This window comes from Hohaiivirga grylli, from assembly GCF_039655745.1.
Classification (GTDB): Bacteria; Pseudomonadota; Alphaproteobacteria; order Rhizobiales; family Beijerinckiaceae; genus Hohaiivirga; species Hohaiivirga grylli.
In genome coordinates this window covers 59,914-84,528 of the sequence record NZ_JBBYXI010000001.1, presented here as the reverse complement: position 1 = coordinate 84,528, position 24,615 = coordinate 59,914, and the positions used below count along the sequence as shown (strand labels likewise).

At 49.4% G+C, this 24,615-nt stretch carries 23 protein-coding genes; 14 read left to right on the top strand and 9 right to left on the bottom strand.

Features of this window, described 5'->3' with window-relative positions:
* Positions 1-214: 214 nt before the first annotated feature.
* From tsaD to WJT86_RS00240, 7 genes are all read left to right on the top strand, one after another.
* A complete protein-coding gene (tsaD, locus tag WJT86_RS00270; protein WP_346335490.1) occupies positions 215-1,270 on the top strand; it encodes a tRNA (adenosine(37)-N6)-threonylcarbamoyltransferase complex transferase subunit TsaD in 1,056 nt (351 codons plus the stop codon).
* Between the two features lie 22 nt (positions 1,271-1,292).
* Positions 1,293-2,285 (top strand): NAD(P)H-dependent glycerol-3-phosphate dehydrogenase, encoded by a 993-nt coding sequence (locus tag WJT86_RS00265; RefSeq protein WP_346335489.1) that lies wholly within the window; start codon positions 1,293-1,295, stop codon positions 2,283-2,285.
* A gap of 27 nt (positions 2,286-2,312) precedes the next feature.
* Positions 2,313-2,726, top strand: a complete 414-nt coding sequence (locus WJT86_RS00260; RefSeq protein ID WP_346335488.1) for an EVE domain-containing protein — start codon at positions 2,313-2,315, stop codon at positions 2,724-2,726.
* 352 nt (positions 2,727-3,078) lie between these two features.
* Positions 3,079-5,022: an acetate--CoA ligase gene (acs, locus tag WJT86_RS00255; RefSeq protein ID WP_346335487.1), complete on the top strand. Its 1,944-nt coding sequence runs from the start codon at positions 3,079-3,081 to the stop codon at positions 5,020-5,022.
* Positions 5,023-5,161: 139 nt separating this feature from the next.
* Positions 5,162-5,983: an inositol monophosphatase family protein gene (locus WJT86_RS00250; RefSeq protein WP_346335486.1), complete on the top strand. Its 822-nt coding sequence runs from the start codon at positions 5,162-5,164 to the stop codon at positions 5,981-5,983.
* A 193-nt stretch (positions 5,984-6,176) separates the two neighbouring features.
* Positions 6,177-6,884, top strand: a complete 708-nt coding sequence (locus tag WJT86_RS00245) for an orotate phosphoribosyltransferase (RefSeq protein ID WP_346335485.1) — start codon at positions 6,177-6,179, stop codon at positions 6,882-6,884.
* 246 nt (positions 6,885-7,130) lie between these two features.
* Positions 7,131-7,484, top strand: coding sequence for a VOC family protein (locus WJT86_RS00240; RefSeq protein WP_346335484.1), 354 nt, complete (start codon positions 7,131-7,133; stop codon positions 7,482-7,484).
* Between the two features lie 267 nt (positions 7,485-7,751).
* On the opposite strand, the gene WJT86_RS00235 is transcribed toward WJT86_RS00240, so the two are convergent.
* The 5 genes from WJT86_RS00235 to WJT86_RS00215 form a co-directional block, all read right to left on the bottom strand.
* Entirely contained in the window at positions 7,752-8,615 is an 864-nt protein-coding gene (locus WJT86_RS00235) for an efflux RND transporter periplasmic adaptor subunit (RefSeq protein ID WP_346335483.1), read from the bottom strand.
* Positions 8,616-8,635: 20 nt separating this feature from the next.
* Positions 8,636-8,845, bottom strand: a complete 210-nt coding sequence (locus WJT86_RS00230) for a DUF1656 domain-containing protein (RefSeq protein WP_346335482.1) — start codon at positions 8,843-8,845, stop codon at positions 8,636-8,638.
* Complete coding sequence (locus WJT86_RS00225; protein ID WP_346335481.1) at positions 8,845-11,010, bottom strand: FUSC family protein; 2,166 nt, start codon at positions 11,008-11,010, stop codon at positions 8,845-8,847. Before WJT86_RS00225 ends, WJT86_RS00230 begins: the two co-directional genes overlap by 1 nt.
* Positions 11,011-11,179: 169 nt before the next feature.
* On the bottom strand, positions 11,180-12,397 hold the full coding sequence (locus WJT86_RS00220; protein WP_346335480.1) for an anion transporter: 1,218 nt from the start codon (positions 12,395-12,397) through the stop codon (positions 11,180-11,182).
* Positions 12,398-12,495: 98 nt separating this feature from the next.
* Entirely contained in the window at positions 12,496-13,098 is a 603-nt protein-coding gene (locus WJT86_RS00215; RefSeq protein ID WP_346335479.1) for a TetR/AcrR family transcriptional regulator, read from the bottom strand.
* 188 nt (positions 13,099-13,286) lie between these two features.
* Between WJT86_RS00215 and WJT86_RS00210 the strand changes: the two genes are divergently transcribed.
* The 6 genes from WJT86_RS00210 (at position 13,287) to WJT86_RS00185 (ending at position 20,749) form a co-directional block, all read left to right on the top strand.
* Positions 13,287-14,459 carry an isovaleryl-CoA dehydrogenase gene (locus WJT86_RS00210; RefSeq protein ID WP_346335478.1) on the top strand — a complete coding sequence of 391 codons (1,173 nt, stop codon included), beginning with the start codon at positions 13,287-13,289 and terminating at the stop codon, positions 14,457-14,459.
* 70 nt (positions 14,460-14,529) lie between these two features.
* Positions 14,530-16,074: a carboxyl transferase domain-containing protein gene (locus WJT86_RS00205; protein ID WP_407066901.1), complete on the top strand. Its 1,545-nt coding sequence runs from the start codon at positions 14,530-14,532 to the stop codon at positions 16,072-16,074.
* 9 nt (positions 16,075-16,083) lie between these two features.
* A complete protein-coding gene (locus tag WJT86_RS00200) occupies positions 16,084-18,120 on the top strand; it encodes an acetyl/propionyl/methylcrotonyl-CoA carboxylase subunit alpha (protein ID WP_346335476.1) in 2,037 nt (678 codons plus the stop codon).
* Between the two features lie 33 nt (positions 18,121-18,153).
* Complete coding sequence (locus tag WJT86_RS00195) at positions 18,154-18,609, top strand: MaoC family dehydratase (RefSeq protein ID WP_346335475.1); 456 nt, start codon at positions 18,154-18,156, stop codon at positions 18,607-18,609.
* Positions 18,609-19,475, top strand: a complete 867-nt coding sequence (locus WJT86_RS00190; protein WP_346335474.1) for an HpcH/HpaI aldolase/citrate lyase family protein — start codon at positions 18,609-18,611, stop codon at positions 19,473-19,475. The genes WJT86_RS00195 and WJT86_RS00190 overlap by 1 nt, the downstream gene beginning before the upstream one ends.
* 404 nt (positions 19,476-19,879) lie before the next feature.
* Positions 19,880-20,749: a LysR family transcriptional regulator gene (locus WJT86_RS00185; protein WP_346335473.1), complete on the top strand. Its 870-nt coding sequence runs from the start codon at positions 19,880-19,882 to the stop codon at positions 20,747-20,749.
* Here the strand turns inward: WJT86_RS00185 and WJT86_RS00180 are convergent, their stop codons facing one another.
* The gene (locus WJT86_RS00180; RefSeq protein WP_346335472.1) at positions 20,750-20,929 is read right to left on the bottom strand and encodes a hypothetical protein; all 180 of its coding nucleotides are present in this window, start codon (positions 20,927-20,929) and stop codon (positions 20,750-20,752) included.
* Between the two features lie 159 nt (positions 20,930-21,088).
* Entirely contained in the window at positions 21,089-21,280 is a 192-nt protein-coding gene (locus WJT86_RS00175; protein WP_346335471.1) for a hypothetical protein, read from the bottom strand.
* Between the two features lie 180 nt (positions 21,281-21,460).
* On the opposite strand from WJT86_RS00175, the gene WJT86_RS00170 reads away from it, so the two are divergent.
* Positions 21,461-22,339 (top strand): LysR family transcriptional regulator, encoded by an 879-nt coding sequence (locus WJT86_RS00170; RefSeq protein ID WP_346335470.1) that lies wholly within the window; start codon positions 21,461-21,463, stop codon positions 22,337-22,339.
* Positions 22,340-22,383: 44 nt separating this feature from the next.
* Here WJT86_RS00170 and WJT86_RS00165 read toward each other — a convergent pair whose 3' ends face one another.
* Entirely contained in the window at positions 22,384-23,658 is a 1,275-nt protein-coding gene (locus WJT86_RS00165) for a D-tagatose-bisphosphate aldolase, class II, non-catalytic subunit (RefSeq protein ID WP_346335469.1), read from the bottom strand.
* A 1-nt stretch (position 23,659) separates the two neighbouring features.
* Positions 23,660-24,607 carry a tagatose kinase gene (locus tag WJT86_RS00160; protein WP_346335468.1) on the bottom strand — a complete coding sequence of 316 codons (948 nt, stop codon included), beginning with the start codon at positions 24,605-24,607 and terminating at the stop codon, positions 23,660-23,662.
* Positions 24,608-24,615 lie beyond the last annotated feature (8 nt).

Below are 24,615 nucleotides of genomic sequence, written 5' to 3'. Positions count from 1 at the left end.
CCTTGTTTATTGTTCCGGCTTTATAATCTGTGGTTTGCTTCCCGTGAAGGCTGCTTAAGAGGTATTTTCGGTAGACAGTGAAAATACTGTGCGATTTGCACTGCCACAGGCTATGGACGAATAGGAACCTATGGTTCAATGTGCGGCAGATTATTGCGGGATAATTGTCGATTCGGGCAATATCACGTGCGTTATAGATGAGACTGGTGACAGTATGCGTGTTCTGGGAATTGAAACAACCTGTGATGAAACCGCCGCATCAATTGTTGAACTGAGTTACGACAATCGCGGGATCATCCGTTCCAATGAGGTGTTGAGCCAGATTGCTCAGCATGCGGCTTATGGCGGTGTTGTTCCGGAAATTGCCGCACGTGCCCATGTTGATGTCATTGACAGGCTGGTTGCCCGTGCCTGTGAAGTTGCTCAGGTTGGTCTTGAAGATGTTGATGCCATTGCGGCTGCTGCAGGCCCAGGCCTGATTGGCGGTGTGATGGTTGGGCTGACAACTGCCAAGGCCTTGAGCCTTGTGACACGTAAGCCGCTGATTGCTGTTAATCACCTTGAAGCCCATGCTCTGACAGCCCGCCTTACAGATGGCATTGCTTTCCCGTATCTCCTTCTTCTTGCATCCGGTGGTCACACACAGCTTGTTGCTGTTCGTGGTGTTGGTGATTATGTCCGTATTGGCACGACAATTGACGATGCCATTGGTGAAGCCTTTGATAAGGTTGCCAAGCTTCTCGGGCTTGGCTATCCCGGAGGCCCTTATGTTGAGCAGGCAGCCCATAAGGGTGATCCGGAGCGCTTTTCCCTGCCGCGCCCGATGTATGGGCGTCCGACACCGGATTTTTCACTCTCTGGTCTGAAGACAGCTTTGCGAATTGAGGCGGAACGCCTTCAGCCTCTCAGTGAGCGGGATATCTGTGATCTGTGTGCCGGTTTTCAGGCTGCTGTTGTGGATGTGGTTGTTGATCGTACCCGTGTGGCTTTACGACAGTTTACAGAGGTTGCTGGTCATCCTTCTGCACTGGTGGTTGCCGGAGGTGTTGCGGCCAATATGACAATGCGTCAGTCACTGACACGCCTGGCGGCAGAAGCTGGTCTACGGTTGATTGCACCACCACTGGAGCTCTGTGGTGATAATGGTGCGATGATTGCCTGGGCTGGTATTGAACGTCTGCGTCTGGCAATGGTTGATGATATTTCCGCTCCGGCCCGTGCGCGCTGGCCGCTGGACAGTAGCCGTGATGCTGCTGGTCAAAAATCCTGATTAAGTAAAGAGTAGGGGCAGTATGACAACCCGTCCGAGAATAGGTGTTGTAGGTGCAGGTGCATGGGGTACCGCTCTGGCAACCGTTGCAACACAGGCCGGGAACCATGTGGTTCTCTGGACGCGTGAAACGGATGTTGTGGCTGAAATGGCTACGCATGGTACCAATGCCCGCTATCTGCCCGGTGTTAAGTTAGATAAGAATATTCACCCGACATCTGATCTTGCTGATCTGGATAATGTTGAGGCCATTCTTATTGTGACTCCTGCCCAGACTATCCGGGCTGTTGTCAGAATGCTTGCTGAAAATCTCAAAAAATCCGTACCACTCGTGCTGTGTGCCAAGGGTATTGAGCGCGAGAGTGGGCAGTTTATGCATGAGGTTGCCCGGGGTGAATGGCCTGAAGCACCGTTGGCTGTGCTTTCCGGTCCAAGTTTTGCTGATGATGTGGTGCGTGGGCTGCCGACAGCCGTGACGTTGGCCAGTGAAGATGAAGCGCTGGCACAAAAGCTGGCTTTGCAGCTCTCAAGTGGTTCTTTCCGTATCTACCACTCAGAAGATGTCCGTAGCGTTGAGATTGGTGGCGCTGCAAAGAATGTCTTTGCAATCGCATGCGGTGCGGTGATGGGGCGTGGCTTGGGAGAAAGTGCCAAAGCGGCTCTGATGGCCCGTAGTTTTGCTGAACTGATGCGCTTTGCCAGTGCCTATGGCGGTCGTCCGCAGACATTGATGGGGCTGTCAGGGTTTGGTGATATGGTCCTGACATGCTCAACGGCTCATTCCCGTAATTTCGCATTTGGAGAACGGCTGGGTAAGGGGGCCTCACTGGAAGAAGCTTCTGGTGGCAAGCTGACAGAAGGTGTTTTTACGGCCAGTGTTCTTGTCCAGATGGCTCAGGAAAAGAACATCGATATGCCAATCGCACAGACAATAGATGCTGTGTTGCAAAGCCGTTTAACGCTTGATGAAGCGGTTGACGTCTTGATGAATCGTCCGCTTAAGCGTGAAGTTTGACCAACGATAAAGATGAGGGAGAGAGCCGTGGCTTACTGGCTGTTTAAATCCGAACCTGAAGTCTGGTCCTGGGATCAGCAGGTAAAGAGGGGTGAGAAAGGCGAACACTGGAATGGTGTGCGTAACCACCTTGCCAAGAAGCATATGATGGCCATGAAAATAGGCGATAAAGGTTTTTTCTACCACTCGAATGAGGGTAAGGAAATCGTTGGTATTGTTGAGGTCTGCAAAGAATATTATCCGGATCATACCGATGAGAGCGGCCGTTTCGGTATGGTTGATATCAAGGCTGTCGAACCTTTAAAGCATCCCGTATCTCTGGCAACAATCAAGAATGAAAGTGCCTTGAAAGATATGGTTCTGGTCAATAATTCCCGCCTGTCTGTCCAGCCAGTGACGGAGCAGGAATGGAAACTGATTTGCCGGATGGGTGGGTTATAATCCGGCTTTCAATTTATAATTATCATTTTATATCAAATATTTGACATCAGACAGCAACCAAAGTCCTAGGCGCAGACGCTTGAGACATCACAGCGCTCCGATTATAATTTGTATTAATCGGGTGAACGTCTGATGATTGCTGCATCAATAAGGCAACTATCTCATAACCGGATGTTTTTTGCGGGTTCCGCAAATACGGGAGGGTCCGGGTTCAGCCGGTCGCAGAGCGTGTGTACGGTTTGTACACTCTGTTTTGCTCTTTCATGGAGACAGCATTCACCGCATGGCCAGAGCCATCGGGAATGTTACCTGTAATGCTTGTATTGCAGGTATGGCGGCCTGGAGGGCTTCAATGCATAATAAGACTTACGATGTTCCTGCCGAATGGGCGCAGCGCGCCTATATCAATGATACCCAGTATAAAGCTGAATACGCGCGTAGCGTTTCCGACCCGGATGGTTTCTGGGGTGAGCACGGTAAGCGGATTGACTGGTTTACGCCCTTCACAAAGGTCAAGAATACGTCTTATGGCGCTGACGAACTATACATTAAGTGGTTTGAAGATGGCATAACCAACGTTGCGTATAATTGTATTGACCGCCATTTGGACAAGCGCGGTGATCAGGTTGCCATTATCTGGGAAGGTGATGATCCTTCTGAAAGCCGTAACATTACCTATCGCGAATTGCATGATGAAGTCTGTAAATTTGCGAATGTTATGCGTAATCGTGGTGTTTCCAAGGGAGACCGCGTTACCATCTATATGCCGATGATTCCGGAAACCGCTTTTGCGATGCTGGCTTGTGCCCGTATTGGTGCCATCCATTCGGTTGTCTTCGGTGGCTTCTCGCCCGATTCCCTTGCCAATCGTATCGACGATTGTGGCTCCAACATCGTTATTACGGCGGATGAGGGCTTGCGTGGCGGGCGTAAGGTTCCGCTGAAAACGAACGTTGATCAGGCAATTGCCCGTGCTGAGCGTACAGTTGAGCATGTGGTTGTTGTACGTCGTACGGGCTCAGATATTGCGATGGAGCCGGGTCGTGACGTTTATTATCACGAGGCTGCCGAGCTGGTGACAACGGAATGTCCATGTGAGCCGATGAATGCGGAAGATCCGTTGTTTATTCTCTACACATCAGGCTCAACCGGTAAGCCAAAGGGTGTGCTGCATACGACAGGTGGTTATCTGGTCTATGCCTCAATGACTCACCAGTATGTCTTTGATTATCACGATGGTGATATCTATTGGTGTACGGCTGACGTTGGCTGGGTCACAGGTCACTCATATATTGTTTATGGGCCGCTCGCCAATGGCGCCACAACGCTGATGTTTGAAGGTATTCCGAATTACCCGAACAATTCTCGTTTCTGGAACGTGATCGACAAGCACAAGGTCAATATCTTCTATACAGCCCCAACGGCTATTCGCGCCTTGATGCAGGTTGGTGATGAGCCAGTGAAAGACTCCTCACGTGCATCCCTGCGGTTGCTTGGCTCTGTCGGTGAGCCGATCAACCCGGAAGCGTGGGAGTGGTATTACCGTGTTGTTGGTGAAGAGCGCTGCCCAATTGTTGATACATGGTGGCAGACTGAAACCGGCGGTATTCTGATTACCCCCCTTCCCGGTGCTACAAAGCTCAAGCCGGGTTCAGCAACGCGCCCGTTCTTTGGTGTCCAGCCCCAGATTGTTGATGCTGATGGTAATGTGCTTGAAGGGGCCTGTGAAGGTAACCTTGTTATTGCTGATTCATGGCCGGGCCAGATGCGTAGTGTTTATGGTGACCATGAACGCTTTGTGCAGACATATTTCTCAACCTATCCGGGTAAGTATTTCACGGGTGATGGCTGTCGTCGTGATGAGGATGGCTACTACTGGATTACAGGTCGTGTGGATGATGTGATCAACGTGTCAGGTCACCGTATGGGGACGGCTGAGGTTGAAAGTGCACTTGTTGCGCATGACAAGGTTTCAGAAGCGGCTGTTGTTGGCTATCCGCATGATATCAAGGGGCAGGGTATTTATGCCTATGTCACTTTGATGGAGGGTATCCGCCCATCGGATGAACTGAAGAAAGAACTGGTGACATGGGTTAGAGGTGAGATCGGTCCGATTGCAGCTCCTGACATGATCCAGTTTGCTCCGAGCCTGCCAAAGACCCGTTCCGGCAAGATCATGCGCCGTATTCTGCGCAAGATTGCCGAGGATGAATTTGGTGCACTTGGTGATACATCAACGCTTGCTGATCCAACCGTTGTTGATGATCTGATCAGTAATCGTCAGAATCGCAAATAATTTAAACCTTACAAGGTTTTTGAGACGGCGGAGGAAACTCCGCCGTTTTTCATTAGGCTGTTACATCCTGTCACTTACAAAAAATCCAGAAGTGTCTATAGGTAGTCAGGTCAGTTTGATTTTATGAAGGGCATGACCGATGGCTTTACCTGCTAATCTGAGAGACAATGTGGTTGAAGTGATGCGTGAGGCCGCGCAGACAATCATATTGCCACGCTATCAGCATCTGGCTGGTGGAGAAGTCGAGGAAAAGTCTCCCGGTGAACTGGTAACCGTTGCAGATAAGGAATCTGAGCTATTCATCAGTGAGCATCTGCGCAAGATACTGCCTGGCTCCTTCGTGATTGGTGAAGAACTGGCAGAAGTTCAGCCGGATGTCGTTGACCGTGTTGATCAGGGTATGGTCTGGCTTGTTGACCCTCTGGATGGCACAGCAAATTTCGTTGCCAGCAAACCATTGTTCTCGGTGATGGTCGCCCTGATGGTGGAGGGTGAACCGACATTTGCGTTTATGCTCAACCCGGTAACGGGTGTTTTACATCATGCGGAAAAAGGCAATGGTGCCTATCGTGATGATGTCAGACTTAAGACTTCGCAAGAAAAAATGCCTGTCTCGGAAATCCGTGGTGCTATGCTTAACCGCTTACTGCCACCTGAAATGAAGAGCAGAATGGCTCAGCGTGGGAAGCTTATGAAAGAATGTCTGCCCGGTTTTGGCTGTGCCGGTATTGAATATCCAACACTTGTTGAGGGGGGTGAGGAATGTGTCATATTCTGGCGCTCCCTGCCATGGGATCACGTTCCCGGTGCTTTGTTTGTTCGTGAAGCCGGTGGTGTGTCCAAACGTCTCAACGGCAGAGATTACAAAGCTTCCGAAAAGGGTAAAGGCCTTATCGTTGCCTGTAATGAGCATGTTTACGAAGAGGTCTGCGATAAGGTTATTGGGCGCGATGCCTGGTAAAAACGTACTTATTGAACAATTTCCATGTGATGTTTTTAAACTTAACGTTGACGTAAAGCTCAAGTGAGTCGATAAACGTTTGGTTCCGCCCCTTTCGGTACCGCCGTCGGTTTTCCCGACGGCGTTTTGGTATCCGCAACAGGGATGACGAGCCTCTGACAGATTATAAAGCCGTTGCGCGGGAGAATTTCATATGAGCAATTTTATGATGCCGACAGATAAGGGCGCTGTTGCCCGCCAGACAGCCCGTATGTTGCTGGAAATTGAAGCCATTCACTTCAATGCTGAAAAGCCGTTTATCTTTACATCAGGCTGGGCCAGCCCTGTTTACACTGATTGCCGCAAGATTATTTCTTATCCGCGTCTTCGTGCGGCTCTGATGGATTTTGCAGCAAATACCATTGTCAGCGAGATCGGATATGAGTCGATCGATATTATCGCTGGTGGTGAAACAGCCGGTATTCCTTTTGCTGCATGGATTGCTGACCGTCTTGGTCTGCCAATGCAGTATGTCCGCAAGAAAGCAAAGGGCTTTGGCCGTAATGCCCAGATTGAGGGTGAGGTTGAAGTTGGTGCCCGCACGCTGCTGGTGGAAGATCTGGCAACGGATGGCCGCTCCAAGGTCAATTTCTGTCAGGCCCTGCGTGAAGCTGGTGCGCTTGTTGATCACTGCTTTGTTGTCTTCTACTACGATATCTTCCCGGCCAGCCGTGAAGTTATGTCATCCCTGAATGTTGAACTGCACCATCTGGCAACCTGGTGGGATGTTCTGGAAGCTGCCAAGGAAATGGGTCACTTTGATCCGGGTGTTCTGCGTGAAGTTGAAAGCTTCCTGCACAAGCCTGCCGAATGGTCTTCGGCTCATGGCGGTATTGCTGAATTTGGTGCAAAATCAGAATAATCATCTGATCTAATTTAGTGATTTAAGGTTCTGGAGAGGAGTTGGCGAAAGGGTTCTGTCGCATGAAGGCGTCGTCAGGTATCATGCTTTTGATGTTGCCTGCCTAAATAACCGATAGTGCTACTTTTGCTAACTTCCCTACGCTAATGCGGCAGGGCCAGTTTTATTTGTGTCTAATATTGATTGAACAATAATTTTGAGCCTACCAGCTCAAATAAAATTTATTTTGATGGGGGAGAATAAAAAATGTCGAATAACAACTTTACGAGTGTAATCTCTGTTCTTCACGTAAATGATTTCGACGGAGCCGTTGAATGGTACGCCAAATGGCTTGGGCGTAAGCCAGATGTTACTCCTTATGAGGGAGTCGCCGAATGGCAGTTGGCACAAAATGCTTGGATTCAAGTCTCTGTTGCTCCTGACCCAAGTCTTGCCGGTAAATCATTTGTAGTTTGTGGTGTCCACAATGTCGAAGCACAGAAGGCTGTTTGCGAAGACGCTGGTGTCACCGTTAGCGAAATACAGGATCTAGGATTCATAAAGCTTGCACAAGTCAGCGACCCTGCTGGAAACACCGTGATGTTCGTCCAGGAAATGTAGATCAGCCTTGGTGATTCTACACTAATGCGATAGATTTGGTAAAAATCCGCTCCCTTTTTACATGCGAAAATGGGATAATTCGTATGTGTGCGTCAGCACGGATATAATAATCCAATTATTGAATACTTTAATCATCGGGTTTGGATATTTTCAAATACTGATACCGGCTCTGCCGGTTCGTATACCTAGAGATAGCCTGCTGCATCCCCCTCCAGCATGGCATATTCAAAGCACCCTGCAATCCCCCCATGCAGGGTGCTTTCTTATTTACCGGGTAATGATCACCGTACATGTCTGACCAGCAGACAGCATGATATTTTCAGGAACGTTATCAAGTTCAATTCTCACAGGGATGCGCTGTGCCAGACGAACCCATGTAAATGTGGGATCAACATTGGCCAGACCCTGCGTATCAGCCTCACCATTTTTGTCGGCAATGCCACGGCTGATGCTATTCACGCGGCCTGTCAGTTCGCGATCCTCACCCATGAGGCGGATAACCGCTTTATCACCATTGCGAATGTTTTTGAGTTTGGTTTCCTCAAAATATCCTGCAACCCAGAAGGAATCGCTATCAACAATGGTAATGGCATTAACGCCTGTGCTGGCATATGAGCCGTTACGCAGTCGCAGGTTTGTGACATAGCCATTAACTGGTGAGCGAACGACTGTTTTCTCAAGATCGAGAGCTGCAACCCGTGCGTCTGCCTGTGCCAGCATATAGTTGGATGTGGCTGAATCTTCCTCACCCTGTGAAATCTGCTTTTCTTCCTCAGAGACCGAGAGGTTGTCGAGGTTGCGGCGTCTTTGTGCTTTCCCTTTGGCAACTTCCATGGTTGCTTTTGCGGCTTCAACAGATGCCTGAGCATGGTCAAGAGCCAGCTTGAAACGATCAGGATCTATGACAAAGAGAATATCGCCCTTTTTAACAAACTGGTTGTCGTTCACTTTAAGGTCAACGATCCGGCCTGAGACTTCAGGCGCTACGGTGACAACCTCAACACGGACACGTCCATCACGGGTCCATGGTGAAACCATATAATAATGCCATGCCAGCCATGCCAGAATAATGGCAAACACAACGGTTGTAAGTGTAACGAGGATGCGGATGGGGGAGCGGATCAAATCCATGGGAAACCTGCAAGACCGTATTAGCTGACTGGGTAAAGGGCGAAAAGAGTGACGACAGAGATAAGGAGAACAAAGAGAGTCACATCAAACAGGGATGAATGCCAGATATAGCGTTCAAGGTGAAAATATCTGATCAGCCTTTTCACAATGATGAACAGGAGCACACCAATCGAGATGTAAAGCGCGAGTGGAGCGACCAGAATACCAAAAATATCCAGCTCTTTGAGCATTATGCATTTATTTCCCTAGCAAGGTCTGTTGATGGCGGTGTCGCTGATAACGCCTCATCCATATAATGGAATTCAATAATTTCAGCGATTTCTCTTTGAGCTGCAATGGCCTGAAGCAATTCCTGCTTAAGTTCCGTTACCAGTTCTGCGTTATCCGTATGTGTCAGATACATATCCAGCTCTCTGGCATTCTGCTTAAGGGACTGACGCAGCCAATGGCTATCAGGCATCTGACTGCCATGTTTAAGACGTGAGATGTAAAGGCTGAAATCAAAGAGGCTGCCTGTGTGGACATCCGGGATCAGGCCAAGATAGGGAAACCACGTTAAGGCCTGAAGTGATTGGGCCATAGCCTGCTGGCAGATGGAAGGTATTTCTGGATTCCGGCTGATCTCACGAAGGCGAATAGTCTGAACGCCAATTTCATTGGCGGCAATAATGCGTTCCATCAATGAGTTATTATTACCCGGTGGACGGATTGCTGAGAGTAATGACAGGCGGTCTGCCATTCTGCTGCACCAGCGGTTTTCCTGCATTCTGTTGTGGGGCTGTGCCAGCTTAGCAATGTCTCGAAGGACGGAACGCTGAATATTGAAACGACGCTTTTCCAGATTAAGTGGAAAGAAAACCATGAAGACAATGACACTGATACCAACGCCACAGATAAGCGGGATGAGGTCGTTGAGGAACTCCTCAAAAGGGTAACGGGCATTATTGGAAATGCCGAACAGAGAAATGAAGAAGATATTGAAGGCAGTTGCGATACCCGCTGTTTTGGGCCGGACCATCAACATACCACCGGCAATCATGAAGGGAGCCAGCAGCATAGCCAGTAGCGGGAACCCATTGATACCAGGCAGGATGAAAATATGACACAGTCCTGCCGCCGCTCCGGCAACAAGGGCGCCATTAAAGAAGTTGCGACTGCCGATCACAGGATTGTCACGGGTGGCATAAAGTGCGCAGACAACGGCAACAAGTCGTGTAAAATTCTGGCCGTGAGACCAACCTGAAGCATACCAGAACGCACCGGCACTGATGACTGCTATGAATGCGCGCAGGGCGTTTACGCGGGCCGCATTATAATCACGATGGAAAGAGATATCCGCTCTGCCTGAAACAGAGCGCCCGGCAAAGAAATCTTCGGTTTTTTGCAAGGCTGAAGCTAAGGCACCGAACATATCTGAAAAGCGTGAGCTGACGAAATAGACCTTGGCATCCGGCTTGTCTGACAGTTCAATTCTGCGCCAGTCCGTTTGTTGCATCTCCTCATAAAGAGCAGAGATTTCCCTGACGGATTTATCCGCATTTTCAGGGGTGACATTATGCAGTGCGATACTTGCCCTTTGGAGGCGGTTCTGAAGAACTGTTGGCACCTGATTGTGTTTGGCAAGGTGTCTTCCAAGGGCCTCCGCTGCAGACACAGCTGTCATAACCGAGACAATGACCTGCCGTAAAACCCCGGCCCGACGACGGATGTTCTGATCTTCTGCTGCGGCATATGAAACCGCAGCATCAAGAATAACAATATCGCGTAATATGCGCTGGGCCTTATCGCTGTCAGATTGTGTATCGCCGTTGATGGCAGCCGAAGCAAAGGCTGCTGTATCAGAACAGATGGTACGCAGACGCGCAAGAAGGGCCGTCTGGGGTGTGCTTTTCACAAAGACGGCAGCAACCAATGCTTCCAGTGCGATGCCGAGAAAAATACAGGTGACGCGTGCAACAGCAATGTCGAAAATTTCATCGGGTTTGCCATAAGCATTCAATGCAATGATCCCGCAGGTATATCCGGCGAGAACGGCACCATAAGCCTTAAAATTGCGCAGCAGGGTTGCAACCATCGTGCAAAGGGCAATCCAGCAGGCAAAATAGAAAATGAAGAGTGTCCCGCTCTGCGCAAAGAAGGCCGTCAGCGTTATCGCCATAACCGTTCCGGCCACTGTACCAAGAAACCGGTAATAGCTCTTTAGCAAGGCCATGCCACGCATTGGCTGGCCGACAACCCAGACGGTGACAGCGGCCCAATGAGGCTCATCAAGTTGCAGGTAAAGTGCGATATAGAGGGCAAGAAGTGAAGCAAGCATTGTTCTGAAGGCAAAATTAGCCGAGCGTAATGTAAGCGGATCAATCCGCGGTATGGGGACATACCGTAGGATACTCACCAACAAACCCGGTAAACGCATGAACAACTGGAATACTCCACCAAGGGTTGCTCACCTGCGACCCTGCTCTGGCTATACAGCCATTAGATGGTGGAGGGCTATTAAAAAACAGTATGATGTTACGTGCTATATGCGTCAATGCACTGGAAAATATGTGCGATGTTGAATTTTACATCAACCAGAAGATGCCAATCAGGATTGTCAGGATTGTCAGTGGTGCACCAACCTTGAAGTATGTCCAGAAGCTAAGCGTGACACCATAACTTTGGGCTTTCTGGGCAACAATGAGATTGGCAACCGAGCCAACAAGCGTAAAGTTTCCGGCCAAGGTTGAAGCCATGGCAACAACGAGCCAGGCTTTGTCCGGCTCGGAAAGAGCTTCAATAAAGGGCCGCATTACGAGAACGGCAGGTACATTTGAAATCAGATTGCCAAGGACTGCAGTGACGGTTGAGAGAACCGGTATTGAGGCAAGATTAAGAGCCATAACGCGGTTGATGACATCCGGGCCGATAACGGTTTTCTCCAGACCTGCAACAACAACAAAAAGTCCGATAAACATAACCAGAAGTGGCCAGTCGATTTCTTTGTAAATGCGGCTTGGGTTGACCCGCCGTGTCAGCAGAAGAAATGACCCGCCGATAATGGCAACCTTTGCAACGGGTTGTCCGGTAAAGAACAGCACAACCATTGCCAGTGTGACCAGCGATGTTTTGATGATCAGTGGTTTATGGGAGCGCACATTCGGCAAATATTGGGGCAGTGTTTCTAAGGTTAGAAATTCGTCCCTGTAAAGCAAGGCCAGTAAAACAAAAACCACCAGAAGACCGATGAGGCCAATGGGTGCAAGCTGCCAGGCAAACGCACTGTAAGAGATCCCGGAGAGGGAACCGATGATCATATTTTGCGGGTTACCGGTAATGGTTGCAACGCTGCCAATATTGGAAGCCATGGCGATGGCAAGCAGATAGGGCATTGGATTCCGGCGCATCTTTAAGACGAGATCAAGCACCAGAGGCGTCATCACGAGGCAGATGGTATCATTGACCAGAAAGGCAGACAGAACACCTGATGCAACAACAACCGCAAACAGTAAGGTTATGGGCCGTCTGAATCTTTTAAGAATAGCCGCATTCACAACTCTGAAGAAGCCCGAGACCCGCATATTCGCGACGACAATCATCATACCAAGCAGCAGTGTGATGGTATCAAAATTGATGGCCTTATAGACATCTTCCGGTGAGAGTACATTGAAAGCAACGAGCAGGCTTGCCCCAAGCAGGGCAATACCAGCCCGGTCAATGCGATAACCCGGAAGTTTGCCAATGGCGATAACCGTGTAGGTTACGACAAAGACTAAGATTGCAATGATCGTTTGCAGGTCCATAAAAAGCCTGTGCTGTACAGAATACTGACTGATCGGCTCTAGGCCCGGATAACGTATTTTGCAATCAGATATTCAGCTTTACAAGGAGCTATCCTATTCTAATGAGATGCTCTCACCTGTAATGCACTCAATGCCATCGACATATATGTAGTAATGACCTCTTCTTTGGAGAGACGGCCTTTGGGATTAAACCATTGGCAGATGCCTGTCAGCATGGCGAGAATGCCATAGGCTGCAACCTTGGCATCATACTGGGGGACAAGCTCCGCTTTCTGGGCTTTGATAATAATGTCGATCAGCCGATTTTCATACTGGCTGCGCATGTCTGCGATAATTTTGTAATTCTCTGGTGTGAAGCTGCGCAGCTCTGAATAATTGACGAAAACTTCGTGCTTACGTGAGATATGATAATCAATATGAAATCTGATAAAAGTACGTAAGGCCTCAACAGGGTCGTCAATACCGGCCAGCGCTTTTTCCTGCTGTTCCGTCAGGGCTTCCATATGGCTGGAAACCAGCATGAAGAGCAGTTCCTGTTTGGTTTTGAAATAATTGTATAAAGAGCCCTGCTGGATGCCGACCTTATTGGCGAGGCCGCGTAACGTCATTGCGTCGTAGCCGTGCTCATAAATCAGGCGAAGGGCTGCCTTCTTAATGGTTTCCAGTGTTTTGACGCCTGAAGATCCTGCTGTACGGCTCATTGTTTTCCCCTCACTTTGATCCATCATTTAGCACATAGCTTGCTTATGAGATATGCCCTTTTGCTAATAGACAAAAAAACGCTTGACCGTTTTAATACAGAATAATGTGAAAGAAAAGATGGGGTCAGGTGTTTCGTTGTGGCTGGTGCGATCAGCCAAAACAAAACAGGCCCTATTGGGAGGAAAAGATGGCTGCTGTGAACGTCGGTACTTTTGATTTCGGCCTTGGTGAAGATATTGATGCCCTGCGGCATGCTGTAGAGGCTTATGCTCAGGAAAAGATTGCCCCTATTGCTGCAGAAATAGACCGGACTGATGTTTTCCCGGCAGCTCTCTGGCCCGAGATGGGTGAGCTTGGCCTGCATGGTATTACAATTTCGGAAGAATATGGTGGCGTGAATATGGGTTATCTGGCCCATTGTATTGCCATGGAAGAAGTCAGCCGTGCATCTGCTTCTGTTGGCCTGTCATATGGCGCGCACTCCAACCTCTGCATTAATCAGATCAGCCGCTGGGGAACAGCGGAGCAGAAGCAGCGTTATCTGCCAAAACTGATTTCCGGTGAACATATTGGCGCCCTTGCCATGTCAGAGCCGGAAGCCGGATCCGATGTTGTCTCCATGCGGCTTAAGGCTGAGAAACGCGGTGACAAATACGTACTTAATGGCTCCAAGCTCTGGATTACCAATGGGCATGTTGCTGATACGCTGGTTGTTTACGCCAAGACGGATGCCTCAGCCGGCCCAAAAGGCATTACGACCTTCATTATTGAAAAGGGTTTTAAAGGGTTCAGGCCAGCCCAGAAGCTTGACAAACTTGGCATGCGCGGCTCGCCAACATCTGAACTGGTGTTTGAAGACTGTGAGGTTCCGGAAGAGAATGTCATGGGTGATCTGAACCGTGGTGTTGCGGTTCTGATGTCCGGACTTGATTATGAGCGTGCTGTTCTGGCTGCCGGGCCGATCGGTATCATGCAGGCCTGTATGGATATTGTTCTGCCTTATGTTCATGAACGTAAACAGTTTGGAAAATCCATTGGTGAGTTTCAGCTGATTCAGGGCAAGGTGGCGGATATGTACACCGCGCTTAATGCATCGCGGGCATATGTCTATGCCGTGGCCAGTGCGTGTGATCGTGGGGCATCCTCCCGTCAGGCTGCTGCTGGTGCCATTCTTTTCGCCGCCGAGCGTGCGACCGCTGTCGCCCTTGATGCCATACAGATTCTGGGTGGTGCCGGATATATCAATGATAACCCGACAGGGCGCCTATTACGCGATGCAAAGCTCTATGAAATCGGAGCAGGAACATCAGAAATCCGTCGCATGTTGATCGGCCGTGAGCTGTTCAACGCAACTGTGTGAGGAAGCCATGCCCATCCTCAAAACAAAAATAGATCGCCGGAGCGAAGAGTTCGCCGAAAACTGCAAGATCATGACTGCTGCTGTCGATGACCTGAAACAGGTTGTGGCCGAAATTGGTAAAGGTGGTGGTGAGGCAGCTCTGAAACGTCATAAAGACCGTGGCAAGCTCCTCCCGAGGGAACGTATCCGCACATTGCTTGATGCAGGCAGCCCGTTTCTCGAGTTTTCGCAGCTGGCCGCCTATAAGGTCTATGATGATTATGTACCTGCTGCTGGCATGATAGCTGGTATTGGCCGGGTCTCCGGTCAGGAATGTGTGATTGTTGCCAATGACCCGACAGTTAAGGGCGGGACGTATTATCCCCTGACGGTCAAGAAGCATTTACGGGCGCAGGAGATTGCCCGGGAAAACAACCTGCCCTGTATTTACCTCGTCGATAGTGGTGGAGCGCATCTTCCAAGTCAGGATGATGTCTTCCCTGATAAAGAGCACTTTGGGCGGATTTTCTATAATCAGGCAACCATGTCTGCCGAAGGTATTCCGCAGATTGCTGTTGTTATGGGGTCCTGCACGGCTGGTGGTGCCTATGTGCCGGCCATGAGTGATGAAGCGGTTATTGTCAAAAATCAGGGAACGATCTTCTTGGGCGGGCCGCCTCTTGTGAAAGCGGCAACTGGTGAGGTTGTGACAGCAGAAGAGCTGGGTGGGGCGGATGTCCACTCCCGTATTTCTGGTGTGACAGATCATTATGCGCAGGATGATACTCATGCCTTGATGATCGCTCGCGATATCATTGCGCATCTGAACCGTCATAAACAGCCTCAGCTTGCCATGCGGGAAACGGTAGAGCCGCTTTATCCGGCCGATGATTTATATGGGCTCGTACCAGCGGATACCCGTAAGCCTTATGATATTCGCGAGCTCATTGCCCGTATCGTTGATGGCAGCGAGTTTGAAGAATTCAAGGCGCTTTACGGAACAACACTTGTTTGCGGAACGGCCCACATCTTCGGTCATCCGGTTGGTATTATTGCCAATAATGGCATCCTGTTTTCTGAATCCGCACTCAAGGGTGCGCATTTTGTCGAGCTGTGCTGTCAGCGCGGTATTCCGCTGATCTTCCTGCAGAATATTACGGGCTTTATGGTCGGTAAAAAATACGAGAACGGCGGCATTGCCAAAGATGGCGCCAAACTTGTGACGGCTGTAGCCTGTGCCAATGTGCCAAAACTGACAGTGATTGTTGGCGGTTCTTTTGGTGCCGGAAACTATGGAATGTGTGGTCGTGCCTATGGACCACGTTTCTTATGGATGTGGCCGAATGCGCGTATCTCCGTCATGGGTGGTGATCAGGCCGCTAATGTTCTGGCTCAGGTCAAACGCGATAGGGCAACAGCTGCTGGAGAAAACTGGAGTGCTGAAGCGGAAGAGGCATTCAAGATGCCAATTCGTAACCAGTATGAAGAGCAGGGACACCCTTATTACGCCAGTGCCCGCTTATGGGATGATGGTGTGATTGACCCGGCAGATACACGGATGACCCTTGGGCTTGCCTTATCCGCTGCAATGAATGCCCCGATCAAGCCGACCAAGTTCGGCATCTTCCGGATGTAGGAGATATTCATGACTATTCATTCCAAAATGTCTCCCGCCTCAGTCAGGCTGCCGCGTAAATTGCTGATTGCTAATCGTGGAGAAATTGCCTCCCGGATTATACGCACAGCCAAGCGGCTTGGGATTGCAACTGTTGCCGTATTCTCTGACGCGGATAGAGATGCCCCTTATGTTGCGCAGGCTGATGAAGCTTACTGGATTGGCCCGAGTGAAGCGAAACAGAGCTATCTAAAACAGGATGTAATTCTGGATGTCGCCAAACGATCTGGCGCAGAAGCCGTTCACCCTGGTTATGGTTTTCTGTCAGAGAATGCTGATTTTTCCGAGCGTTGTCAGGCCGAGGGTATCATTTTTGTTGGGCCACCAGCATCTGCCATTCATGCCATGGGTGAGAAGGCACGAGCCAAAGCGCTCATGGAAAAGGCAAATGTGCCTTTGGTGCCGGGATACCACGGTGAAGATCAGTCACCTCATGTCTTGAAGGAATATGCTGATAAAATCGGTTACCCGCTGCTGATTAAAGCGTCTGCTGGTGGTGGCGGCAAGGGGATGAAAGTTGTCTCTGCACACGAAGAATTTGATGAAGCGCTCGCCAGCGCAAAGCGCGAGGCGCTGTCATCCTTCGGTGATGATCATGTCCTGCTTGAGCGATACCTGATTAAGCCTCGGCATGTTGAGGTGCAGGTGTTTGCCGACAGCTATGGTAATTGCGTGCATCTCTACGATCGGGACTGTTCGGTTCAGCGCCGCCACCAGAAGGTTGTTGAGGAGGCGCCTGCTCCCGGTATTCCTGATGAAGTCCGAGAGAAGCTGCATCAGGCGGCTGTAACGGCTGCAAAAGCCATTAACTACGTGGGTGCGGGAACAATCGAGTTTCTTTATTCAGAAGCTGATCAGCAATTCTATTTCATGGAGATGAACACCCGCTTGCAGGTTGAGCATCCGGTCACTGAAATGATTACGGGTCTTGATCTGGTTGCCTGGCAGCTTGAGGTGGCAGCGGGCGCGCCCCTTCCTTTAATGCAGAAAGATATTCACCAGAAAGGTCACGCTCTTGAAGTGCGGCTCTATGCCGAAAATCCGGAACAGGAGTTTTTGCCACAAAGTGGTCAGCTGACAGCATTGGCCTTGCCAAATACGTCTGACAGTATTCGGGTTGATACCGGTGTTAATGAGCGCTCCCTTATCTCGGTATTCTATGACCCGATGATCGCGAAAATCATTGCCTATGGCACAGACAGGGAAGCCGCTATTTTTGCAATGCAAAAAGCGCTGGCTGAAACCTATGTTGGCGGCATTACCAGTAACATTGCCTTTCTTGAACGGATTATCAGGAGTGATGAATTTATAACCGGTGCCCCTGATACCGGTTTTATTGAGCGTAACAGGGAAACCTTGTTAGGGCAGGCTGAGCAGAATAACCGAAAGCTGGCGCTCGCCGTTTCCGGTATCCTGTTTGATCGGGTTAATCAGGCAGCAGCTGCTCAGGCAGTCAAAGGGTATGTTGACCCATGGGATCATGCTCGGAACTGGCGCCTCAACCTTCCTGTTGAGGAGGTTATTCGTCTGCGTGATGGGGAGCGGGAGATATCGGTATTGGCAACATGGCAGGGTGGTCATTTGCTCTTACAGCTCCCGGACGGTGCACGTCTCAATGTAACGGGCACTCTGGAAGGTAATCGTCTGAGTGGTCAGATTGATGATCTTGTCTGTCATGCACTCTGGTTCAGGAGTGGCCAGAATCTCTCTGTTCTGGAGCAGAATGGGCGCGGGCGTTTCGTTCTGGAAACGCGGAAAGACTATGGAACAGGCGATGATGGGGCGGCAGATGGTGCCATTAAATCACCAATGCCTGGACGGGTTATTTCTGTTTTGGTCGAGCCGGGACAGGAAGTTGTAGCGGGTGAAATACTCGTCATCGTTGAAGCCATGAAAATGGAGCATGCCTTGAAAGCATCTCAAGATGCAAAGGTTGCACAGGTTCGCTGCCATTCTGGGGATCAGGTTGAAGAAAGTGCAGAACTGATTGTTCTGGAAACCGTTTAAAATCATCGGTTATCATAGTTTTAGGAGAGAGAAATGGCAGGTCTCTATTATGAAGACTTCGAAGTGGGGATGGAGTTTCACCATGAGGTATCCAGAACGGTAACTGAATCTGACAATATTACCTTCAGTCTGATGACACATAATCCGCAGCCATTACATATTGATGCGCATTTTGCAGCCCAGACTGAATGGGGAAAGCCATTATTCAATAGTATGTACACATTGGCTATTATGGTGGGTATGAGTGTTCAGGATACAACGCTTGGTACGACAATCGGTAACCTGGGGATGTCTGAGGTTCGTTTTCCAAAACCCGTCTTTGCAGGCGATACATTGCGTAGTCATACAAAGGTCCTTTCCAAGCGAGAGAGTAAATCCCGTCCTGATGCCGGGCTGGTTGAGTTTGAGCATAGCTGTACAAAACAGAATGGTGATGTTGTTGCTATCTGCAAACGTGTTGGACTTATGCGGAAACGTGAGGTGGCCTGATGCGTTCATTTCTGTTCGTACCGGGGGATAGCCTGCATAAATTTACCAAGGCCCGCTCTGGTCATGCTGACGCCTTGATCCTTGATCTGGAAGATGCCGTTGCACTTGATAACAAGGAGGCTGCCCGTAAGATTGTTTGTGAGATGTTACAGACCGAGCGGAATGATCAGAAGCTGTTTGTTCGCGTTAATGCCCTTGAGACAGAGATGACATTTGCTGATCTGGCTGCGGTTATGCCTCTAAAGCCTGATGGCATTGTTTTACCCAAAGCGGATGGTGCCGATAGTATTGCCCGGTTATCCTATTATCTGGAACCCCTAGAAATGGCACATAATATCCCGGTTGGTGAGACAAAAGTCATTGCGATTGCAACCGAGAGTGCGAGTGCAATATTTGGTCTGGAGAGTTACCGGCGGGCTGATAAACGCCTTTGGGGCTTGATGTGGGGCGCTGAAGATCTCGCGGCTTCACTCGGCGCAACAACCAATAATATTGATGGGATCCATACGGAGCCTTTTCGGCTTGCCCGCAATTTATGCCTGATGGCTGCCGCTGCCGCGGAAGTTGTCGCAATTGATACGATTTGCCCGGTTATCAAGGATTTGTCAGTTGTAACGGCAGAAGCTGTTGCGGCCAGACGGGATGGCTTTGCCGCTAAAGCCGTTATTCACCCAAGCCACATTGATGTGGTGAATGATACATTTACGCCAGCTCCGGAAGAGATTGAGTGGGCGGAAATGGTTCTGGCAGCTTTTGCCGCTAATCCTCAGGCGGGAGTTGTGACAGTCAATGGGCGAATGATTGATAAGCCACATGAACGTGCTGCAAGAAAGATCATTGATATGATGAAGCAGAACCGTTCTTAGTTTCAAGAAACTTAGATTTCGGCAGACTAGCCGGACCCCGCTTTCAAAAGGATGCGGGGTCTTTTTTGACAGGGATGTTCCATATTGCAGAGTATGATTGTGCCTGCTTCAAGGTATGTGGCTCAAGCCCCATACTCTCAAGCTGTTGAGCCGTCATGCTCTGAAGAGATGGTCTCTTTGTAAACACAGTTCCCAGATAATGAAATATCCGAAGGATAGGGTTCTTAAACTTTACATTGGTGTCAGTCATAGCTCCGCCCTTCCCGAAAATGCTGTTTTTCAGGTTTCAGGTCCGCACGCCGGCCTATTCCGAAATGCTGATTGATGATGGTAAGATACGGTGATACGAATTATTCGTCTAACGAATGTTTGGAATAATATTCATCGCTAAATGAGATCAATGAATGTTTGATACTGACCAGCTCCGCAGTTTCATTGCGATTGTTGATACCGGCAGTTTTACACGTGCAGCCCAGCGCGTGAACAAGACACAATCTGCCGTATCCATGCATATCAGACGTTTGGAAGAGATGCTCGGTAAAGCATTATTTGCAAAAGCCGGGCGTGGTGCGCGTTTAACAGAGAGTGGTGAGCAGTTAATAGAATACGCCCGTAACATTCTGCATACTGAAGCAGTGGCGCTTGAGGCTATTTCTGGTAAAGGGTTAAGAGGTCGAATCCGGTTTGGTATTCCGGATGATTACGCAGAAGCCTTTTTCTCAGATATCATGTCGTGTTTTTCCATGCGTCATCCGTTAGCTGAGATGCTTGTCAGTTGTGAAAGCAGTACGCAGTTGGTTGAACAGATTAACTCTGGTGATCTGGACGTTGCACTTTTAACAGTTCTCTCTGATATGACGGATGCGGATATCGAAATTCTAAGAGAAGAACCCTTGTTATGGGTTGCTGCCAAAAATAATACGATTGAGTATGAAAGGCCTCTACCTGTTGCCCTTAGTAGTAAAGAATGTGAATGGCGTATTGCAGCACAAGATGCGCTTACGATAGCTGGCATACCGATGAAGCATGCACTAACTTCCAGAAACTACGCGGCAATTTCCAAGGCCGTGGCTGCTGGCCTTGCTGTTACGCCCCTGCCGGAAAGCATCATTCCCCGAGATTTCAGGGTTGTCTCAGAAGAAGCCGGGCTCCCTAAGCTGGGAAAATGCCGTATGGGCCTGATGGTTTCACCAACATCACGTGTTGATGGATTAAAGACACTAACAGATCTGATACGTGAGGTCGTAGGGATGCGCTCTCAGACTATTCAGTAGTCAGCGTTTAATCGGGTAAACTTTAGCTTCCATCATGTGGTCGATGTGGTGCAATTCCCTGATTGCGTCATCAGCAGCCTGTTTGATTTTGCTTCCTGAAAATTTTGTCCTGAGCCATAAGGAAATACCGACTAGGCTGGTCAGCATGGCAACCAGAGCACCTAAAATGAAATTCAGCATGGTAAAAATATCGCTCTTTTCTCAATGCCTTTATTATAGGGCATAACCGAATGCTGCGGCATGCGTAATTTACTGGTCTGGGTTGAAGTATGTGCTGGCTGGGAAGGAGCAAAAGAAAACGCCTCCTTGTGGGAGGCGCTTTCCTGGGAGGATGATTGCTTACTGATGAGCAGCAATCCGTTTATGAGGTAAGGGCTGTTTATCCGGCATCAGCCGTTTGTCGCCCATTAATCCGGCTAACATTGACATGAACTCGGTATTGTCATGCTTTCTGGGCTCTTTGTGTTTGTAACAGTCGCGATACCACGTATCATTCATGATGCAGGCAAGTGTTTCCAGAAATTTCTTCATGACAATCTCCCATTGGGGTAGGTGAAACTACCTTTCAGTTGATCCGCGATCAGTGCGGTTTGGTCTTGATGGGAAAAACATAAAAGCTTTTATCTAAAAAATATATTTGTAATATTTTATAGAAAATCATAAAAATAATTTATATTTCTATCTTGAGTGTGCAGCAAATAAGGTGATGGGATGAATGAACGGGACTGGAAGCTCTTGCTGGTTCTTCATGAGCAGGGAAGCATCACCAAAGCATCAAATGTTCTGCACCTGACGCAGCCAGCCTTATCTACCCGTTTACGGCTGATTGAGGATTTCTTTGGCGTTCAGGCAGTTGTCAGAGGAAAAAAGGGTGTCCAGTTCACGGCCGAGGGTGAATATCTTGTTCGGAAAGCACGTCATGTGCTCGGGGAGCTGGAGGGTATTCGCGATACGCTTGATAGTATGCGTAATGCAACTGCAGGTACACTTCGGATTGGCGCATCACATTTCTTTACGCGCTATCTTTTGCCCCCCTTACTCAAGGAATTTAAAGCGCGGTACCCTGACGTTGAATTCCGCGTCTATACAGGCTGGGATAAGGAAACAATGAATCGTTTGTTGGCGAACGATATCCATATTGCCTTCATCCGAGAGGATTGGAACTGGACAGGTATTAAACGTCGACTGTTTTCAGAGAACGTCCTTGTTGTACATAAAGACCCATTTTCAATCGAAGAGTTGCCTCAACTGCCTCAAATTCATTTTACCAGTGAACCATCGAACCAGATGCTCATTGATAACTGGTGGGCTGAGCAATTTACAGTTCCGGCTCAGGTCGGCATGGTGGTTGATCGTGTCGATGCCTGTCTTGAAATGGTGAAAGTGGGTTTAGGCTATGGTTTCCTGCCTGCCCGTATTTTACAAGGGCATAAGGGGCTACATGTCGAAGCCATGCGTTATCGTTCAGGTGCGTTTCTTGAACGCGGAACATGGATGCTTCTTCGGGATGAGGCATCAGTGCTCAGCCCGGTTCAGGAATTTGTACAACTGGTCGAAGAGACGGATTTTTCCGGGTCGGAATACATATGAGTGTATGGCATTGTGAGTTGCCATACACTCAGCTTTAAAAGGTTTTATATCTGGCGGGCAGCGCGCGCGTAGGTATCAACAACCTTGCGGATTGTGGCAATGATCAGCTCTTTGGGGGTTGCCTCGACTTTGCCGGATACAACATCCTGATAAACAGGAGCCATAAACTGGCTGATCAGAGTTTCCGGAATCTTTTTACCTTCCAGATTGCTCATCAGACGGTTGAAAGCTTTCTGTGCTTCAGGCTGTGGCCAGTAGTAACGAATACGGTCACTATAGGAATAATGGCGTAAGATACGCTGTTCCGTGGCATTGCCCGGATAGTATTTTTCCCATTCTTTCGGGAGATTGAGCATAACCCGTTCCATGGTTGCCTCAAGCGTATCAACAGACGGAATATCCATCAGTTCGCAGGCAATCCGGTCCAGCCCATAAAGGGCCTCGCGCATGGCGAAGGTCAGCCAAGGGCCGACTTTCAAAATGGCAAAGCCATCTTCAACAAGTTCACTGAGGCCCGTGAGCGTTTGATAATCTGTCGAGTGGGCTTCAAAAACAATCTGCGGAAAGTCCTTTAAAACCGCACTGAGGTCTTTTGCCTCTTCCGGCTTAAAGGCAATGACATCTTCATGGCCGTATTCAACACCCGGCTGAACAACAAGGCCGATAACCCGGTTGAATGCTTCTTCCAGACCACGGCTGGAAAAGGCTAGACGGTGAAGCTCAATCGTTTCTTTTGCATCTTCTGCGCGTGTAACCTGCAGGTGATCAAGCGCTTCCATTGCCCCACCGGGAATCGGAACTTCCGTGCCAATGATATAGACCGGTTTAACAGGGCCTGCGGATTTTTCGGCGATGGCTGCAAGATCGGCAGCACGCTGGGCGATGATTGATGGAGGTAATGCCACCGGGTCATCAGCACAGGCCATACTGGCATCAAGGTGAATTTTCGTGAAGCCGGCTTCAACAAAAGCTTTCATCATGGTTGCCGCTTTGGCAAGTGCTTCATTGGCCGGAAGATGCTTCCATGGATTGGGGCCAAGATGATCCCCGCCGAGGATGAGGCGGCTTTTATCAAAGCCAAGCTTATCAGCGATGCCTTCTGCAAACCGACGGAAGTCTGCCGGTGTCATGCCGGTATAACCACCATCCTGATTGACCTGATTACAGGTTGCTTCAATCAGAACCTCGGTATCGTTTTCAAGACCGCTGCGCAGGGCGGCTTCGATAACAAGTGGGTGTGCAGAGCAGATGGAGGGAAGACCGTTACGGATACCTTTGGCATGCTGCTTGGGTAATGCAAGAAGTGTATTGTCGTGCATTTCAGGCTCCTGTCTTGGTGTTGGCGATGAAGGCATCAAGATCTGCAAAATGCGATGCACCTTCCATCGGCCCCTTGACGGTTACGGTTCTGGCCCCAGCCGCATTGGCATAGCGGAGGCAGTCTTCAACCGGCATGCCACGCAGCCAGCAGGTGACATAGGTTGCACCAAAGCAGTCACCGGCTCCGGTTGGGTCGAGCTCTTCAACCTTGAAAGACGGGCTATGAATTGTCTTCTCCCGGTCAATATAGGTCGAACCTTCAGAACCCCGTTTAATAATGATGGATGAAACGCCCATATCAAGGATTTCCCTGATGGCTTTTTCTTCATCATCGGCTTCAGTCAGGAGTGAAATCTCAGGCCCGCTTGGCAGGAAGACATCACAGTACTCCAGCATGAACTCAAGAGCAGCCCGCATCTCCGGAATCGACAGCATCTCTTTACGGATGTTGGGGTCAAAAGAAACCGTACCGCCTTTAGCCTTTACGGTTTCAATAGCTTTTTTGATCACATCAATGATACGGAACGAAAACAGCGATGAGCCCATGACATGGATATGGTCGCAGCCATTGATCAGTGCCTCAGCCTCATCGGTCAGGGCCATATGTCCGCAGGCACTGTGTTTGATATTGAAGATGAAGTCGCGGCTGCTATCGGCATCATAGCGGACAAAAGCACTGCCGGTTGGCAGCTCCGGGTGAACACGTATGGCGGAGACATCGACGCCATCTGCGCGCAGGCGCTCAATATTCAGCCAGCCGAAGTCATCATCACCCACGCAGGAAACGATACCGCAGGGCTGACCGAGACGGGCAACCTGATCAATAAAAATTGCCGGGGCGCCACTTGGAAACGGACCAACCAGCGAGCCTGCTGAACGGAAACTCTGGCCGACATCAACGGCCATAATCTCAACGACTATTTCACCAAGAACAACGATCTTTTTCATGATTGATC